Genomic DNA, 17,066 nt, shown 5'->3' on the forward strand with positions numbered 1-17,066 from the left:
CAACTTTGGCCGATTTCGGAATGACGGCTAACCGGGCGAGAGGATCAGATAGCTGCCTGTCAACTTGCGCCGCATGCTGAACGTCTCGAAACAACCGTCCGGACCCAAAAGCGATAAATGCCACACTTTGCGCCCCCTCGATGCCACTCAATGAGCTAGCAAAGCGACCATCAACCGTTTAGAGGTAAATTCTTTACGGATCGGCGGTCGATACATCGTGGGCGAACATCAGGACAAGCAATCGCAAGTCGAAGATAAGCTTGATGATCTGATTGATAATCCAAACCTAGCTGATGCGCTGGAAAGCGATCAATTCAAGCAGTTTCTCGATCAGGTGCCGATCGCGATAGCAGTGGCGGAGCTGGAGCCGGAAGAACGGCTGGTCTACGCAAATCTCGAGTTCGAGCGTATAGCTGGCGTGAGCGCTGAGCGTATCACAGGCAATCGCTGGGACGTCTTAAATGACGTCGGATCAGCGGTAGAAGATGGCCTTCCTCTGGGTATCGCAGTGATCGCAGGTCATGACCATCTCGGAACGTTTGTGTTTAGCAATGGCGAGTGCGCGCGCGTAAACATCTGGTCAAATGTGATCGAGGGTGATGCGGGACCGGCATTCCGCCTAGTGGCTCTCGCTCCCGCGTCCACGGGGGACGCCTACGCGGATACCACCCTTCAGGAGCAGCTGGCCGAGAAGGATGTATTGCTTCAAGAGTTGCAGCACCGGATCAAAAATAACCTGCAGATGGTCACAGCGCTAATCCGGCTCGAAGCGCGCAATGTTCCCAAAGATGCAACCACCGAGCGGTTTGAGACGCTGGCGGGCAGGGTTGAAACCCTTGCTTTGCTGTATCGCACCCTGTCGGGACAAGACGTTGGCGACGAGGTCGACCTCGGCATCTTTCTTTCGCAGATTACCAGCTCAGTGGTTGCAGCGCACGCGAACGAAGGGGTTAGGTTAGACCTGAAGGTGGACACCTGGCCCGTGTCTATCGACGTCGCGATGCCCACGGGCCTGGTAGTCAACGAACTGCTCACGAATGCGCTCAAGCACGCGTTCGTAGGTCGAGATTCCGGGACGATCACGGTACACAGCCTGATTGATGATACAGGCTGCCATGTGATTGTTGCGGATGATGGCGTTGGTTTGCAGTCTCCTGAGGACTGGCCTCCACGCGGGAAGCTTAGCTCCCTGATTGTCCAGTCTCTTCGCCAGAATGCGAAGGCGGATCTGAACGTTCAATCGGCGCCGGGCGAGGGCATGCGCGTTACAATCAGCTTCAAGCGCGCGAATGCTCACTGACACCCCAACCAGGGTTGCCGCCCAAACTGGTCGCGGCTGCGAAGCGAGCGTCGATAAAGCTCATTCGCTATTAGCGGGACGTGGGGAGAGTCCACGGAGCGTAGCCATCACGGGTACGCCAAGGTTCGCTGTTCCCGGCGCCCACCAAATCCCCTGGCTCCCCGACCTCGTCAAAGCAGCTCCAGCCTGAACGCCCGGAAATTTGCCCCGGTTACGATCCTACAGCGCAACTGGCTGGCAAACGGGCGAGGATACTGCTCGGTTCCGGTAGCGAGTATCTGGTCGATCTGCGCGGCATCGTCGATGAGAGCGCCCATGCGAGTTGAGAGCAATCCCATTCCGGATTCCTGCACATGAGATCGCCGATGTTAAACTGCCACGCGTATCCGTACCCGGCAATTCGGCATCATTGAGAACAAAGGGGCTTTCTGCTATCGACCTTCACCTCGACGTAAAGCGCTGCACTTCGATTGGCGGCGCCCTATCTAAATTCAACGTCCAAGGATAAACATTGTCTTCCTACAAAGCGCCCTCTTTTCAAGACCGTATTGCCGCAGCCGGATCGGCCAGACAAAAGGCTCTGGATGCACTCAGAGCTAAGCCGCCAGTTGACGCGGCACTGATAGCGGAGCGACGCCGGGCGCAGGAAGTTCGGGATGAGGCAGATGCAAAGAAGCGAGCCGCCAAAGCTGAGGCGCTGGCTTTAGCCAAGGCGGAAAAAGCAGAACGCAAAGCCGCTGAGGAAGCCGCCGCAGCGCTCAAAGCCGCCAGGCTGACACCCGCCGGCGCCGCCGAAATGAAAGCAGCACGGGACGCACGATACGCTGCGCGCAAAGCTCGAAAGAAGTAAGGGATATCGGGAGCTGACCAAGCTGGTCGATGCCTGATCTCGCCAGACGTCTCGCGGACGATCTGGTGTTATCGGATCCAGAGTGTGTTCTCTGAGCGGGTAGGGAAAGCGAAGTCCTCCGAGGAGCCACCTCGAAGTTCGAGCGATTTGATTAGGCTGGCGCGAGCATCGGTCATCAGTTCAAACTGAATCGGTTTACCGGTCTTTTGCTGTGCGACCGTAGCCCGTGTCCGAATTTTCCGATCGCAAACGATACCACTGACCCTGACCTTTGCCAGATCGCATCCGCGAAGCTTGCTGTCGATAGCGAGGTCAAAGAGGGCCCGGCTGCGGCCCCTCCCATGCTGATCGAGAAAGAAACGGATCGCTCAAATCTGGCGGGGTTTGAGCGCCCGCTTCGCTCCAACCTTGCGTCCGATGTTCCACGATACCCGATCGTATGGCGCGAGCAGCGGGATCAAACTCTGATAATCCCACGACACATCTCCTGTGGCCCACACGGCCATAGATAGAACGCTTCAGACAAGGCGCCGACCCATTACACTCCGTTTGGCTTCCGCGCCGTGCTTGAGGTCGTTCACGATCAGTGTCGGCTGTAAGGCGCCATCGACATGTAACCGGGCGGAAGCGCCCGCTATCACAATCCGCACGTGCATCCACCGACCGGCTTCGAGATCTACATATGTCTCGTACTTACCGGGTGTCTCGGCGCGCAATCTCTCCCATGAATGTTCGGGGGGAGAAATGTACTGGACAGCGTGGTTGCGGCGCACCTGATCGTCAGCCCGTCCGTTTGTCGGACGTAGATAAATTGCCTCCAGCTTTTCTTCATCCTGTACCCGCAATGCCATGCCCACAAAGCCTCGCGCCGTGGCGCTAGCCGTGGAGTTTGGAGAGCCGCTGATCCAGGCTTCGAACACTCCTTCGCCGAAGTCGCGCGTATCCAGCATCACCAGACGATCAAGACCCGAGACAGGCATTAGCTTGCAGCGCGGGGCACCGCCTTGTCACCTTGCGCCTCCACCGGATTACGCTTCTGGTCCCCACCGCGATCAGATATGTTCACACCACCAGTGAGGGGGAGTTCGCCGAATGGCCGGGTTTGCTCCGCAGCAGCAGGGTATCTTCTACCTGACCGAAGGCGGACAGGAGACCGAGATCCAGTACCGTCACGGGCACGACCTGCCCGAGTTCGCCATGTACCCGCTGCTCGACGATCCGGCGGCAATGGCGGACCTGAAGGCGATGTACGAAGCCGTGCTCGAGGTCGCGGCGCGCCATGGCTTCGTGGCGATGCTCTCCGGCCTCGACTATCGCGGCAGCCCCGACTGGGGCGAGAAACTGGGATACTCGCGCGATGGCCTCGCCGATGCGCTCGAACGGTCCATCGCCTTCCTGCGCGATGTTGCCGAACCTTACCGGGACCGGCTTCCCGGCCTGCTCATCGGCGGCCAGGTCGGCCCGCGCGGCGATGCCTATGCCCTCAACCGCACGATCACGGCCGAGGAAGCCGAGGACTACCACGCCTTTCAGCTGGAGGTCCTGAAGCGCGCCGGGGTGGATTTCGTCTGGGCCGCGACCTTCAACGGCGTGCCCGAGGCCATCGGCGTCGCCCGCGCCGCCGCCCGCATCGGCTTGCCGCTGGGCATCTCGTTCATGCTGGACGGCGATCACCGACTCAAGTCGGGCGTCAGCCTGAAGGACGCGATCGAGACGGTAGATGCCGAGGCCGGGAGTGCGCGGCCGGACTATTACGGCATCAACTGCTCGCACCCGATCGAGTTCGAGCCTGCCTTCGAGGCCGGCAACTGGGCTTCTCGTGTGCGCAGCCTGCGGCCCAACGCCAGCGCCCGGGACAAGATCGAACTGTGCTCGATCGGCCATCTGGAGGAAGGCGATCCCGTCGATCTCGGCGACCGCATCGCGGCTTTCGCCGCGCGCCATCCTCAGGTGGACATCTTCGGCGGCTGCTGCGGAACCTGGGACAAGCACCTCGACCAGATCGCCGGCCGCGTCCGCGAAGTCCGGCGCGAAGTCCGGGCACAGCCATGAAGAAGGGCGCCCCGGCCGAAACCGGGACGCCCCCTCTCCACCTATCCGCGCCAATGAGAGCGGGTATCAGAACTGCATGTTGATCGAGCCCGAGATTGTGCGCGGTGCGCCGATATAGGCGTAGATGGTCGAAGTCGGATTGATGCCCGCATCATCGAAACCGCCGACGTAGAACTTGTCGAACAGGTTGGTGACGTTGAACTGCAGGTAGGTCTTCTCGCCCAGCCCCAGAAACCCGGCGTTGAGGCGCGCGTCGAGGTTGACGGTGGTGTAGGCCGGAACCTTGGCACCGTACACTTCGACCCCGGCGGTGGTGTAGACCGCCGAATTGGAGTCGTTGTAGTACCGCGCGCCGGTGCGCTTGGCCTCGAGCCCGACCGACAGCGGGCCGAACTCGCCCTGCACGCGGCCGCCCAGGGTGTACTGGGGGACGGCGCCCTCCATGTTGCCCTTGGTGGCGTAGTAGTAGGTGTCGCCCGCCGCCGAGCAGCCGTAGGCGCCGATCGGGTTGAGCGTTCCGGTCACCGCATTGGTGGTGCTGCCGCAGGTGCCGCCGGCGACGTCCTCCTTGATCTTCGACCACAGGTACGAATAGAACACCGAGGCCGAGAAGTGGCTGTCCGGCCGCACCGCAAGGCTGGCGTCGATGCCGTAGCGCTCGACCTTGCCGAGATTGGTGTAGATCGAGGTCTGCGAGTCCGGGTCATAGGCCGAGGACAGGCGGTTGCTGAAGATCGTGTACCAGCCGCCCAACGATCCCTGCAACATGCCGCTCTGGTAGCGCACGCCGACGTCGAAGTTGTCGGTGGTCTCGGGCTTCGCCGCCGATGCCCCGCCCGAGTAGAACGCGTTATAGAGGTTATCGGTGCCCGGCACCTGGATGCCCTTCGAATAGTTGGCGAAGGCGGTGACGGCCGGGGCGATATCGAAGGTAGCGCCGATGTTCGGCAGGGCGCGGGTATACGAGAAGGTCTTCTGCATGGCGCCAACGTAATTGGTGCCGAGCGAGGTCAGGTAGGCCTCGTAAGTCGCCTGGTCCTCGGTATTGGTGCTGAAGCACGAGACGCTGCCGCTGGCGCTGGTGGTCAGGCAGTTCTGCGTGAGGTTGCGCCGCAGGTTCTTGAGCGCAAGGCCCGCGTTGATATGCAGCGCGCCGAACTCGCCCGAGTACTCGCCCGAGATCTGGTGCAGGATCGCATAGGACAGGCGATCACGCTTCTGCAGGACGTTGCCGCTGGCATCGACGAGCGGGTTGTCGTCATTGAAGTAGGAAGAGGCGAAGCCGTTGCTGTTCACGTAGCCCAGTTCGCCGGTCTGGTGGTGGCGGCCGCGATCCCAGGCGTAGGAGACGCGGAAGCGCTGCGTGTCGCTGAGGTCGTAGATCAGCGAGGCGAGGACGCCGAGGCGCCAGGTCTCGGTCTGGCTGGGGGCAGAGAGGAGCACGGTGTCGAGCGTGTCGCCGTCGCCGTTGAGGTCGACGCCGCCGAAGTACGGGGTGCCGCCGATGTAGCCGCTGATGGCAGTGCCGCCCGCATTGAACGAACCTTCCTTGGCCGAAGCGGTGCCGCCGCCGTTGGCCGAGGTGTACTGGAGGTAGGGATCGACGGTCAGGGTCAGGCGGTCGCTCAGCGTGAACTTGGAGTTCATACGGATGTTCCAGGTGCGCGACGGGTTGTAGCGCCACTCCCACGAAGCGCCGCAGGTGGTCGCCGCATCGGCCACGCCGGTTACGCCGTCGGCCGCCGAGCAGGAGTCGAGCGAGTAGTCGTCACGCTCGGCCTTGCTGGTCGGGAAGCGGCCCGAGCTGCTGGAATTGACGCCGGTGTTGTTCGGGTAATCGTCGGTGACGAGGCGGACCGAAGGATAGTAGTTGTTGTGGTTGACGTTGTAATGCCCGGCGATCGAGATGAAGTCGCCATTGTCGCCCAGCGGCTGGTAGATCTTGGCGTTGAGCTGGGTCTTGTCGATCTTGCCGATGCCGCCGTAGGCGACGTCATAGGTGTCCTTCGAGGCCGCGAACCAGGCGCGGGTACCGGACGAGTTGAGGTCGCCGGTGTTGATCATCCCGAATATGCGCATCTTGTTGTAATCGCCCAGCGTGCCGACCATGCGCGCGCCGAATTCGTGTTCGGGCACGATCGAGCGATAGTTCACCGTCGATCCCGAGGCCGAAGCGGTGGGCGAATCGACGTCGGTGGTGCCAAGGTTGACGTTGACCTGCTCGATCAGCTCGGGGTCGAGCATCTGGTTCGAGTAGATCGCGTAGTTGCCGGTGTCGTTGAGCGGGATGCCGTCGAAGGTCTGCGAGATGCGGCTGTCGTCGAAGCCGCGGATCATCAGCGTGCCGCCCGAGGAGCCGTAGCCGTCGTTGTTCTGGAAGCTGACGCCAGGCATCATGTTGATGATGTCGTCCACCGACTGCCCGGGGGTCTGGCGGGCGATCAGCTCCTGCGTCATGACCTGCTTGGCCTTGGGGGTGTCGGGAATCTTGAGGCCCGCGATGGAGTTGTCGACCTTGCCGGTGACGACGATGTCGGAATTCTCGAAGTCGAGCGAGCCGGTCGACTGTGCACGCGCGGGGGCGGAGCCGAGCGCGCAAGCGACGGCGGCGCTCGCTGCGGTGGCGGCGAGCAGGCGATACTTCTGCATGTGAAACACGACCTCAAGCTGGCCCCTCGCGGGGCGTCAATGGCGCGGGATCATCCCGGTTGAGGAAGCACAATCGTCCGCCAACGGCTGTCTTCGATGGCAGCCCGTAATCCGCTGCCGGGACCGGCATAATCAAAGCTATGTGACGGTTTCAAGACACACTGGTGCGCGAAAGCATCGCGCGGGCACCGCTGTGGCGCGCTCGCCACATTTGTTGCAGGCGTGCTGATATACAGCTGAAATATATCGATAAGGCCTACACAGCGCGACAAACGAAGGAGCACCGTGCCGCCCAGCGCCTCGGTTCGAATCGCTTTGGTGTGGTCAATGGGGCGATCGTGACTCGCTACCGTTGCCGTTCGCCATGCTGCCGGTCAGCGCCTCGACCATGGCGGGCGCCGGGCTGAGTTCCATTGGCGCGACGTGCAATTGGCGGCGGCGGGCGATGGCCTCGGGCTGCTCACGGCGGATCCAGTCCATCATGCCCTCGCGGATCTCGCAGCGCAGGTCAAACAGGGTGGGGCCGTCACGCGCGCTCATCAGCAGGCGTACCTCGAGGGTGGCATCGCGGCAGTCTGTGACCTGCAGGATCTGTGCGCGCTGGTCCCACAGGCGGTGGGCCTTGATCTGGCGGGTGTATTCCTCACGGATCGGGCCGATGTCCACGCCCTGGTCCAGGTACAGGAACACGGTGCCGAGCAACTGCGAGGTGGTCTTGGTCCAGTTCTGGAAGGTATCCTCGAGGAAGCGATTGGAGGGGACGACAAGGCGGCGGTCGTCCCACAGGCGCACGACGACGTAAGTCGTGCGGATGTCCTCGATACGGCCCCATTCGCCGTCGAGGATGATGACGTCGTCGATCGAGATCGGCTCGGTCATCGCCATCTGGATGCCCGCGATGAGGGCCTTCAGCGCAGGCTGCGCAGCGGCGCCGACGGCCAGCGCGGCAAGGCCGGCCGAGGCCATCAGGGTAACGCCGATCTCCTTCACCCCGGGGATCGAGGCGAGCATGCCCGAGATCGTCAGGAACACGATCAGGAACGTGCCGAGGCGGCTCATGATACCAAGACGCGTGCGGCGGCGGCGGGCGTTGCGGTTGTTCTCGACGGTGATGTCGGCCCGCAGGATCATCGCCTCGATGAAGGCGCGGAAGATCGCGATGGCCACCCAGCCGGTGAGGAGCGGCATGACGAAGGGGGCGAAGCGCTCCCACACCGCATCGAGCGCCGGGGCCTCACGCGCGGCGAAGACCACGCCGATGGAGACGAAGGCCCAGCGGGTAGGCCGTTCGAGCCGGTTGACGACGAGGCCGTCCGCATCGCTGGTGCTCCCCCGAGCCACCCGGACGAGGACGCGGAACAGCACGGCGTGGATCACCAGTGCAAGCACCACGCCGATCAGCCCGGCGAGGATGGCGACCACGGGTCTTTCGGCCCAGTTCGGAAGGCCCGCGATGTGGCTCTCGATGAAGTCGATCATGGGGAGCAAACGATGCTGCAGTGCAGCAGTTTCGCAGGCGGTCGCATCAGGCGGGCGTTGCGCCGAGAACCCGCCCTTCGAGAAGCTCAGGGTGAGCGGGGTTTAAGGGCTATCCCCGAGTGAGCGAGACACGGGACGTCCCCTGAACCCGCTCAGCCTGAGCCTATCGAAGGTCCCGAGGCGGGGCGCAAGGCTCAGTGCGCCGCGCCCCAGCTCTCGCCGTGACCGATCTCGATCCCCAGCGGCACGTCGAGCGTCACGGCGGGCAGCGCCGCATCCGCCATCACCCGCTCGATCACCGGCGAGGCCGCCGCGACGTCGCCCTCGGGCAGTTCGAAGACGAGTTCGTCGTGCACCTGCAGCAGCATGCGCACGTTCGGCAGGCCCGCCTCGACCAGCGCCGGGGTCATGCGCGCCATCGCCCGCTTGATGATGTCGGCGCTGGTGCCCTGGATCGGCGCGTTGATCGCCGCGCGCTCGGAACCCTGGCGCTCGGCCTGGTTCTTGGAATTGACGCGCGGGAACCACGTCTTGCGACCGAACAGCGTCTCGGAATAACCCTTGGCGCGCACGCTCTCCAGCGTCTCGTGAATGTAGCGCTGGATGCCCGGGAAGCGCTCAAAATAACGGTCGATCATCGCCTGCGCCTCGTCCGATGACGTGCCCAGACGCCCCGCGAGGCCCCAGCGCGAGATACCGTAGAGGATCGCAAAGTTGATTGTCTTGGCCCGCCCGCGCGTGTCGCGATCGACCGTGCCGAACATCTCCATCGCCGTGCGCGAGTGAATGTCCTCGTTCGCCGCGAACGCTTCCTTGAGGCTGGGCACGTCGGCCATGTGCGCGGCGAGGCGCAGCTCGATCTGCGAATAGTCGGCGGCGAGCAGGACATTGCCCGGCTCGGCGACGAAGCAGTGACGGATCTGGCGGCCGATCTCGGTGCGGATCGGGATGTTCTGCAAGTTCGGGTCCGTCGAGGACAGGCGCCCGGTCTGCGCGCCGACGAGGCTGTAGCTGGTGTGGACGCGGCCCGTCTCCGGGTTGATCGCGGCCTGCAGCGCCTCGGTGTAAGTCGAGCGCAGCTTGGAAAGTTGGCGCCATTCCAGCACCTTGGTGGCGACGATCTCGCCCTCGGCGGCCAGCTTTTCGAGCACCGACTGGTCGGTGGAATACTGGCCGCTCTTGCCCTTCTTGCCGCCCCTGTAGCCGAGCTTGTCGAACAGGATGTCGCCGAGCTGCTTGGGGCTGCCGATGGTGAATCCCTGGCCGACCTTCTCGAAGATCTCCTTTTCCAGCGCGCCAATCGCCTCGGCGAACTGGCTGGAAAGACCGGACAGTTTCTCACGGTCGACCTTGACCCCGTGGCGCTCCATTTGCGCCACGACCGGGATCAGCGGGCGGTCGACGCGCTCGTAGATGCGGGTTCCGCCTTCATAGGACAGGCGCGGTTTCAGCGCAGAGTGCAGCCGCCAGGTGACGTCGGCGTCCTCGGCGGCGTACTGCGTGGCGCGGTCGAGCGGAACTTCGCCGAAGGGGATCGCCTTCTTGCCGGTACCGCAGATTTCCTTGAAAGTCATCGTGGTGTGGCCAAGGTGGCGCTGCGAAAGCTCGTCCATGCCGTGGCCGCCGCCAATACCCTCGATCTGACGGCCGGCATCGAGGCAGAAGCTGACGATCATCGTATCGTCGATCGGCGCCACCGCGATGCCGTGGCGCGCCAAGACGTTGAGGTCGTACTTGATGTTCTGGCCGACCTTGAGCACCGCATCGCTCTCCAGCAGCGGCTTCAGGCGGGACACAGCGGCACCTAGCGATACCTGAACGGGCTTCTCCGCGAACATATCGCTGCCACCGTGGCCAAGCGGGATGTAACACGCCTCGTTCGGCCCGACCGCGAGGCTGATGCCCGCCAGGTCAGCCCGCATCGAGTCCAGCATCGAGGTCTCGGTGTCCACCGCGACAAGCCGCGCGGCGAAGGCCTTGGCGATCCACTCGTCGAGCTGCGCCTCCGTCGTCACGCACGCGTAGGCATCGCGATCGATCGCGGGCCACTGGGGCAGCGATTGGCGCGCAGCGCCTTCGGTCGGGCGGGCGGCGGCTATGATCGTCGCCTTCGCCGGGTTCAGCTGCGTCGCGCGCTCGGGGCTGCCGTGGCCGGTGTCGAGGCGCTTCAGGAGGCTGGTGAAGCCGTGGGTGGAGAGGAATGCCGCCAGCGGCTCGGGCGGGATCGCATCGAGCTTGAAGTCGTCAAGCGCCATCGGGAGGGTGCAGTCTTCCTTCAGCGTCACCAGCACCTTGGACAGGCGCGCCTGCTCGGCCTGCTCGATCAGGCGTTCCTGAAGCTTGGACTTCTTCATCTCCGGCGCGGCGGCGAGCGCGCTTTCGAGATCGCCGTAGTCTTGGATCAGCTTGGTCGCGGTCTTGGGGCCGACGCCGTAGACGCCGGGGACATTGTCAACCGCGTCACCCATCAGCGCGAGGACGTCGCCCACCTTCTCGGGGGGAACGCCGAACTTCTCGATCACTTCGGGAATGTCGATGCGCTGGTTCTTCATCGTGTCGAGCATGTCGACGCAGCCGCCGCCGATGCCGCATTTGCCAACCAGCTGCATGAGATCCTTGTCCGAGGACACGATCGTCACGTCCCAGCCCTTCGCCGTGGCGGCGCGTGCGTAGGAGGCGATGAGGTCGTCTGCCTCAAGGCCCGGCTCCTCGATGCAAGGCAGCGAGAAGGCGCGCGTCGCGTCGCGGATCAGCGGAAACTGCGGGACCAGATCTTCGGGTGGCGGCGGGCGGTTGGCCTTGTAATCCACGTAGATGTCGTTGCGGAACGAATGGCTGCCCGCGTCGAGAATCACCGCCAGATGCGTCGGGCCATCGGCCTTGTTAAGATCCTCGGCCAGCTTCCACAGCATCGTCGTGTAGCCGTAGACCGCGCCCACAGGCGTGCCCACCGGGTTAGTGAGCGGCGGCAGGCGGTGATAGGCGCGGAAGATGTACGCCGAGCCATCGACGAGATAGAGGTGCTGCTTGGAATCCATGCCGCAACCCCTAGAGCATTCTGAAGTCGGCTGGAACAGCCGACAGCTCGCAGAATGCGGCAAACAAGAGCATATGGACCATCAGCTGAGTCAACCTGATCGGATGATGATCCGGCAACGCTCATTTCTTCTCCGCACAGGAACCGTTCATGTCCGCAGGTGTTTTCGCCGAGCGCTTGAAACGCCGCAGTGTGCCTCGTAACCACGGGTCTGAGCCCGTCGAAGAGGCTCACGCGGCGTTTTCGCCGACGGGGTAACTCGCAGAAAGAGGGATTGAATATGCGCAAGATCGTTTTCGTTGCTGCAGCAGCAGTGGCCGCCATGTCGCTGGCCGCCTGCTCGGAAAAGACCCAGGACGCCGCCAGCGAAGCCGCTTCGTCGGCCGGCGACGACCTCTCCGACACCGCCTCGGACGTGGGTGATGCGCTCAGCAATGCTGGCGCCACCGCATCGCAGGCGGCCAACGACACCGCCGACGCCGCCAAGGACGCAGCCAAGAGCGCCGAGAAGACCACCGACGACATCGCCGCCGACGCCGAGAAGGCCGCGAACGACGTCGCCAAGGAACTCGACGATCACACCGACGGCAATCCGCATACCAACTGATCCTTTGAGATCACCGAAACGGAAAAGGGGCCTCACGGCCCCTTTTTTGTGTCCTTCGCTGTGGACACATCGGTCGCGCCCATAGCCGGTCATTACAAGCCTAGCGAAGCAATGACGCCGTGAACGGTCTCAGCGCGCCGAGGCGCTGCGCGGGTAGTTCGGGCCTTCGGCCTGATAGCCGTTGTAGATCGTGCGCGCGATGTTGGCGATGCGCGTCTCGCGGCCGGGGCGACCGCCCTGCCCGGTCACGTAGATCGCAACCGCGAAGACCCGGCCATCGGGCGTCTGGATGATGCCGACATCGCTCGAGGTATTGTTGAGCGAGCCGGTCTTGTGGGACACCTCCACCCCCGCAGGCAGTCCGGCCGGAATGCGGCGCTTGCCGGTCAGGCAGCGGCTCATCGCGCCGAGCAGGACGTTGCGGCTCGACGGGCTCAGCCACTTGCCCTGGTAGATGCCCGAAAGCAGGTTCACCATGGCCTTGGGCGTGGCGCTGTCGCGCTTGTCGACGACGCGGGCGGGATCGATAGCGCCGTCGTCGCGCACCAGCGTCGCGATGTCGCGGTCGATGTGCCAGTCGTCGATCCCGGCGCGCTGAATCCAGGCGTTGACCGCCTTGGGACCGCCGATGACCTTCAGCAGTGCGTCGGTCGCGTAGTTGTTGGAGCGCGTGATCATCAGCTCGATCAGGCGCGTGGCAGACATGTACTCACCCGGCCGCACCGGTGCGATCGCGCTGGAGAACGGCGCCGAGCCGACCGGAACCATCAGCGGAAACTCGCTCGACAGGCTCCACTTGCCCTTGTCCACCCCTTCCAGGAAAGTCGCGGCGATGGCGATCTTGCTGGTGCTGGCCATCGGGAAGCGCTGGTCGCCCAGCACGTCGACCATGCGGCCGCTGGCGAGGTCCATCGCGGCGACGCCGATGCGGCCCTGCGAGGCATTGGCGACGGCTGCAAGCTGCTGGCCGAACGGCGAATTGTAGGTACGCGGCCCGCGCTGGTCGGTGCCGAAAATATCGTCGAAGCTGTTCTGGACCTGCACCACCTGCTCGGTCGGACGGGTGAGCGGATCGATCTGCTCTGCCTGCGCGCCATGCGGCGATGTTACGGCCGCGAGCATCGTCGCAGCAGCGAAAAAGCGTCCGGCGCCCTTACGGCACCGCGCGAAAAGTCGGTCTGCCCCGGTCATGCAGCCCACACCCTACCTTCGTCCATATTCCCAAACGGTTAACGTTCCAGCGACGAAACGCCAGAGTCCAGCGATGAGTTGCATTGGACGTGCGGCGATTTCCCAAATGCGCACTTTCCTTTCACGCAGATGAACGAAGTTTACGCAGCCTAGGCCTTCGGCGGCTTCGACAAGCTCAGCCTGAGCCGGATGAGAAGTTTACGCGACGTCCGCTCACCCTGCGCTTTTCGCAAGGCCGGGCGCGGCGAAGCCTCGCCAGACAAACAAAAGGGCCGGGAGATCGCTCTCCCGGCCCGTTCGATGTGCTGACGCTGGGTCAGGGCTTCATCAGAAGCCCATGTCACCCATGCCGCCCATGCCGCCGGGCATGGCAGGCATTGCAGGCTTGTCGTCGGCGCGCTCGACGATACCGGCTTCGGTCGTGATGAGCAGACCAGCAACCGACGAGGCATCCTGCAGCGCGGTGCGCACGACCTTGGTGGGGTCGATGACGCCGGCGGCCTTCAGGTTCTCGTAAACGTCGGTGGCGGCGTTGAAGCCGATGCCTTCGTCCGTCTGGTCGAGCAGCTTGCCAGCGACGACGGCGCCGTCGCTACCAGCGTTCTCGGCGATCTGCTTGACCGGCGCGGTGATCGCCTTGCGGACGATGTCGACGCCGCGGGTCTGGTCTTCGTTGGCACCCTTGAGGCCTTCGAGCGCGCGGGTTGCGTAGAGCAGCGCGGTGCCGCCACCGGGGACGATACCTTCTTCAACGGCAGCGCGAGTCGCGTGCAGCGCGTCGTCGACGCGGTCCTTGCGCTCCTTCACCTCGACTTCGGTCGCACCGCCAACCTTGATGACGGCGACGCCGCCGGCCAGCTTTGCAAGGCGCTCCTGCAGCTTCTCGCGGTCGTAGTCCGAAGTGGTGACTTCGATCTGCGCGCGGATCTGCTCGACGCGGCCCTTGATGTCTTCGGCCGAACCGGCGCCGTCGACGATCGTGGTGTTGTCCTTGTCGATGGTGACCTTCTTGGCTTGGCCCAGCATCCCCAGGGTCACGGTCTCGAGCTTGATGCCGAGGTCTTCCGAGATCATCTCGCCGGCGGTCAGCGTGGCGATGTCGCCCAGCATGGCCTTGCGGCGATCGCCGAAGCCCGGAGCCTTGACGGCAGCGATCTTCAGGCCGCCGCGCAGCTTGTTGACGACCAGCGTGGCCAGAGCCTCACCCTCGATGTCCTCGGCGATGATGAGGAGCGGACGGCCCGACTGCACCACGGCTTCCAGGATCGGAAGCAGCGCCTGCAGCGACGACAGCTTCTTCTCGTGGATGAGGATGTACGGGTTTTCGAGTTCGACCGTCATCTTCTCGGGGTTGGTGACGAAGTAGGGCGAGAGGTAGCCACGGTCGAACTGCATGCCTTCGACGACGTCGAGTTCGAATTCGAGACCCTTAGCCTCTTCGACCGTAATCACGCCTTCCTTGCCGACGCGCTCCATGGCTTCGGCGATCTTCTCGCCGACTTCCACGTCACCGTTGGCGGAGATGATGCCGACCTGGGCGATTTCCGACGAACCGGCAACCGGGGTCGAACGCGCCTTGAGGTTTTCGACGACCTTGAGGACGGCGAGGTCGATGCCGCGCTTCAGGTCCATCGGGTTGGTGCCGGCGGCAACCGACTTCATGCCTTCGCGCACGATCGCCTGGGCGAGAACGGTCGCGGTGGTGGTGCCGTCACCGGCCTTGTCGTTCGCCTTCGAGGCCACTTCGCGCAGCATCTGCGCGCCCATGTTCTCGTACTTGTCCTTGAGTTCGATCTCCTTGGCGACCGACACACCGTCCTTGGTGATGCGGGGCGCGCCGAAGCTCTTCTCGATGACAACATTGCGGCCCTTGGGGCCCAGGGTCACCTTGACGGCGTTGGCGAGGGTGTCGACACCGGCGAGAATGCGCTCGCGGGCGTCACGGCCGAACTTTACGTCCTTGGCTGCCATTTTAGAATTCCTTCAAAAAACAGATGGTAGGTCGGATGCTCAGGCGATGACGCCGAGGATGTCCGATTCCTTCATGATCAGCAGGTCTTCGCCGCCGACCTTGACTTCGGTGCCCGACCACTTGCCGAACAGGACGCGGTCGCCGATCTTGACGTCGAGCGGGGTGATCGTGCCGTTCTCGGCGCGAGCGCCCGAACCGACCGAGACGATTTCGCCTTCAGCGGGCTTTTCCTTGGCGCTATCGGGGATGATGATGCCGCCGGCGGTCTTTTCCTCGGCTTCAACGCGGCGCACGAGAACACGGTCGTGCAGCGGGCGGAAAGTCATTGGGTGTCTCCCTAGATCCAACGAAATATAAAACTGGGCTTGGCACTCGGTGAAGGAGAGTGCCAACGGCGGAGATATGGTCCGGTGCCGTGGGGCCGTCAATGGGGATTTCGCAGAAAAATTTATCTGCCGTTCAACTTCGCGGCGAACTGGTGCGCCTGGCAGATGATCGCTCTATGACAGTGCGACAGTCGGTGCAGAGATAGGCATCGACCGTTCGGGCACAAGGCCGAATCGATCGCGCCAGTGCCAGCGACCGAGCAGCAGGATCGCCGCGACCGTCAGCCCGACCGCGAGGCCGATCCACACGCCCACGCCCTTGAGCGGCGTGAAGAGGCCCAGCACAACCGAGGTCGCGAAGCCTGCCAGCCAATAGCCGACGATGGCGATAAGCGCGGGAATCCGTGTGTCCTGCACACCGCGCAGCACGCCAGCGGCGATCGCCTGCACGCCGTCGGTCAACTGGAATATCGCGGCGATGAAGAGATACTGCACCGCCAGCGCGACCAGTGCCGCATTGGCAGGTGCGGACACGTCGACATAGGCGGAGATGATCGTACGCGGAATCAGCAGCATCGCCAGCGCGGACAGCCCGACGAAGCCGAGGCCGATCGCGATCGCCACCCATCCCGCGCGCGCGATCGCGTCACGGTCGCCGGCGCCGTAGTGATAGCCGACGCGGATCGTCGCGGCCTGGCCGATGCCGAAAGGCACCTGGAAGGCGAAGGCGGCGATTTGCAGCGCGACGGTGTGCGCGGCCAGTTCGACCTCGCCGACCAGTCCCATCAGGAAGGCGGCGCCGGAAAACAGCCCGCCCTCCGCGATCAGGGTCGCCGAGATCGGCAGGCCCAGCCGCAGCATCTGGCGCAGGCGCTGCCATTCCGGCCGCCAGAAACGCCCGAACACATGGAAGCGGCGCAAATTACGGTCACTCCGGATGGCGACCACGTACGCCAGTACGGTGACGCAGGCCGTGATCGTGCTGGCCAGCGCCGAGCCGGTGAGGCCGAGCGCAGGCATGCCGAGGTTGCCGAACACCAGTGCATAGTTGCCCAGAGCGTTCACCCCTATCGACAGCGCGGTGATCACCGTCGCGAAGACCGGCCTCCCCAAGGCGGATACGAACGTACGCAAGACGTTGGCCACCGCCATCGGGACCAATGCCAGCGAGATCACGCGGATGAAGTGCCCGGAAATCGCCGAGACACGAACATTCTGGCCGGTCAGCAGCATAATCTGCTCACCGAAGAAGCAGATGCCCACCGCCACCAGCCCGAGCCCGAGCGCCAGCCACAATGCCATGCGGGCGGAGCGCCGCACCTCGCGCACCGAGTTGCGGCGACGTCCGATCTCGGCGGCGATCAGCGGGGCTACCGCGCCGGTCACGCCGTTAAGACCCATCATCACCACTGCGACAATAGCGACTGCGAGGCTCGATGCCGCCAGCGCCTCCTGCCCCAGCCGCGCCACGAAGATCACGTCGACGGCGAAGACCGCCATTTGCAACATATTGGCAAGCGCCAGCGGCCCGGCCAGCCGCAAGGTCGCGCGCAATTCCTCGCGCAAGGGGTGGTTGTCGCTTCTCTCCCGCATCGCGGCGGGC

At 63.8% G+C, this 17,066-nt stretch carries 12 protein-coding genes; 4 read left to right on the plus strand and 8 right to left on the minus strand.

What is annotated here, in order from left to right; genetic code table 11:
* Nucleotides 1-217 precede the first annotated feature (217 nt).
* Nucleotides 218-1,300: a sensor histidine kinase gene (locus tag QRN25_RS17635; protein WP_285020494.1), complete on the plus strand. Its 1,083-nt coding sequence runs from the start codon at nucleotides 218-220 to the stop codon at nucleotides 1,298-1,300.
* 511 nt (nucleotides 1,301-1,811) lie between these two features.
* Entirely contained in the window at nucleotides 1,812-2,150 is a 339-nt protein-coding gene (locus QRN25_RS17640) for a DUF6481 family protein (RefSeq protein WP_271182449.1), read from the plus strand.
* Between the two features lie 518 nt (nucleotides 2,151-2,668).
* On the opposite strand, the gene QRN25_RS17645 is transcribed toward QRN25_RS17640, so the two are convergent.
* On the minus strand, nucleotides 2,669-3,103 hold the full coding sequence (locus QRN25_RS17645; protein WP_285020496.1) for a hypothetical protein: 435 nt from the start codon (nucleotides 3,101-3,103) through the stop codon (nucleotides 2,669-2,671).
* Nucleotides 3,104-3,242: 139 nt separating this feature from the next.
* Here QRN25_RS17645 and QRN25_RS17650 point away from each other — a divergent pair, with 139 nt between their 5' ends.
* Entirely contained in the window at nucleotides 3,243-4,202 is a 960-nt protein-coding gene (locus QRN25_RS17650; protein ID WP_285020497.1) for a homocysteine S-methyltransferase family protein, read from the plus strand.
* Nucleotides 4,203-4,268: 66 nt separating this feature from the next.
* Here the strand turns inward: QRN25_RS17650 and QRN25_RS17655 are convergent, their stop codons facing one another.
* The 3 genes from QRN25_RS17655 to polA form a co-directional block, all read right to left on the minus strand.
* The gene (locus tag QRN25_RS17655) at nucleotides 4,269-6,851 is read right to left on the minus strand and encodes a TonB-dependent receptor (RefSeq protein WP_285020498.1); all 2,583 of its coding nucleotides are present in this window, start codon (nucleotides 6,849-6,851) and stop codon (nucleotides 4,269-4,271) included.
* Nucleotides 6,852-7,175: 324 nt separating this feature from the next.
* On the minus strand, nucleotides 7,176-8,330 hold the full coding sequence (locus QRN25_RS17660; RefSeq protein ID WP_271182453.1) for a mechanosensitive ion channel family protein: 1,155 nt from the start codon (nucleotides 8,328-8,330) through the stop codon (nucleotides 7,176-7,178).
* Nucleotides 8,331-8,524: 194 nt separating this feature from the next.
* Nucleotides 8,525-11,368, minus strand: coding sequence for a DNA polymerase I (gene polA / locus QRN25_RS17665; RefSeq protein WP_285020499.1), 2,844 nt, complete (start codon nucleotides 11,366-11,368; stop codon nucleotides 8,525-8,527).
* Between the two features lie 279 nt (nucleotides 11,369-11,647).
* Between polA and QRN25_RS17670 the strand changes: the two genes are divergently transcribed.
* Nucleotides 11,648-11,974 (plus strand): hypothetical protein, encoded by a 327-nt coding sequence (locus QRN25_RS17670; RefSeq protein ID WP_285020500.1) that lies wholly within the window; start codon nucleotides 11,648-11,650, stop codon nucleotides 11,972-11,974.
* 129 nt (nucleotides 11,975-12,103) lie between these two features.
* On the opposite strand, the gene QRN25_RS17675 is transcribed toward QRN25_RS17670, so the two are convergent.
* The 4 genes from QRN25_RS17675 to QRN25_RS17690 all read right to left on the minus strand — a co-directional run bounded on the left by QRN25_RS17675 (nucleotide 12,104) and on the right by QRN25_RS17690 (nucleotide 17,056).
* On the minus strand, nucleotides 12,104-13,165 hold the full coding sequence (locus QRN25_RS17675; protein WP_285020501.1) for a serine hydrolase: 1,062 nt from the start codon (nucleotides 13,163-13,165) through the stop codon (nucleotides 12,104-12,106).
* 327 nt (nucleotides 13,166-13,492) lie between these two features.
* Nucleotides 13,493-15,136 carry a chaperonin GroEL gene (groL, locus tag QRN25_RS17680; RefSeq protein WP_285020502.1) on the minus strand — a complete coding sequence of 548 codons (1,644 nt, stop codon included), beginning with the start codon at nucleotides 15,134-15,136 and terminating at the stop codon, nucleotides 13,493-13,495.
* A gap of 39 nt (nucleotides 15,137-15,175) precedes the next feature.
* On the minus strand, nucleotides 15,176-15,463 hold the full coding sequence (groES, locus tag QRN25_RS17685) for a co-chaperone GroES (RefSeq protein WP_285020503.1): 288 nt from the start codon (nucleotides 15,461-15,463) through the stop codon (nucleotides 15,176-15,178).
* 174 nt (nucleotides 15,464-15,637) lie between these two features.
* Nucleotides 15,638-17,056: an MATE family efflux transporter gene (locus QRN25_RS17690; protein ID WP_285020536.1), complete on the minus strand. Its 1,419-nt coding sequence runs from the start codon at nucleotides 17,054-17,056 to the stop codon at nucleotides 15,638-15,640.
* Nucleotides 17,057-17,066 lie beyond the last annotated feature (10 nt).

The organism is Novosphingobium sp. fls2-241-R2A-195 (genome assembly GCF_030209485.1).
GTDB classification, from domain to species: Bacteria; Pseudomonadota; Alphaproteobacteria; order Sphingomonadales; family Sphingomonadaceae; genus Novosphingobium; species Novosphingobium resinovorum.

Coding starts and splice junctions, on each gene's coding strand:
- QRN25_RS17690 (WP_285020536.1), bottom strand. CDS start 17,056: ATGCGGGAGAGAAGCGACAACCACCCCTTGCGCGAGGAATTGCGCGCG.
- groES (WP_285020503.1), bottom strand. CDS start 15,463: ATGACTTTCCGCCCGCTGCACGACCGTGTTCTCGTGCGCCGCGTTGAA.
- QRN25_RS17660 (WP_271182453.1), bottom strand. CDS start 8,330: ATGATCGACTTCATCGAGAGCCACATCGCGGGCCTTCCGAACTGGGCC.
- QRN25_RS17650 (WP_285020497.1), top strand. CDS start 3,243: ATGGCCGGGTTTGCTCCGCAGCAGCAGGGTATCTTCTACCTGACCGAA.
- QRN25_RS17675 (WP_285020501.1), bottom strand. CDS start 13,165: ATGACCGGGGCAGACCGACTTTTCGCGCGGTGCCGTAAGGGCGCCGGA.
- groL (WP_285020502.1), bottom strand. CDS start 15,136: ATGGCAGCCAAGGACGTAAAGTTCGGCCGTGACGCCCGCGAGCGCATT.
- QRN25_RS17670 (WP_285020500.1), top strand. CDS start 11,648: ATGCGCAAGATCGTTTTCGTTGCTGCAGCAGCAGTGGCCGCCATGTCG.
- QRN25_RS17655 (WP_285020498.1), bottom strand. CDS start 6,851: ATGCAGAAGTATCGCCTGCTCGCCGCCACCGCAGCGAGCGCCGCCGTC.
- polA (WP_285020499.1), bottom strand. CDS start 11,368: ATGGATTCCAAGCAGCACCTCTATCTCGTCGATGGCTCGGCGTACATC.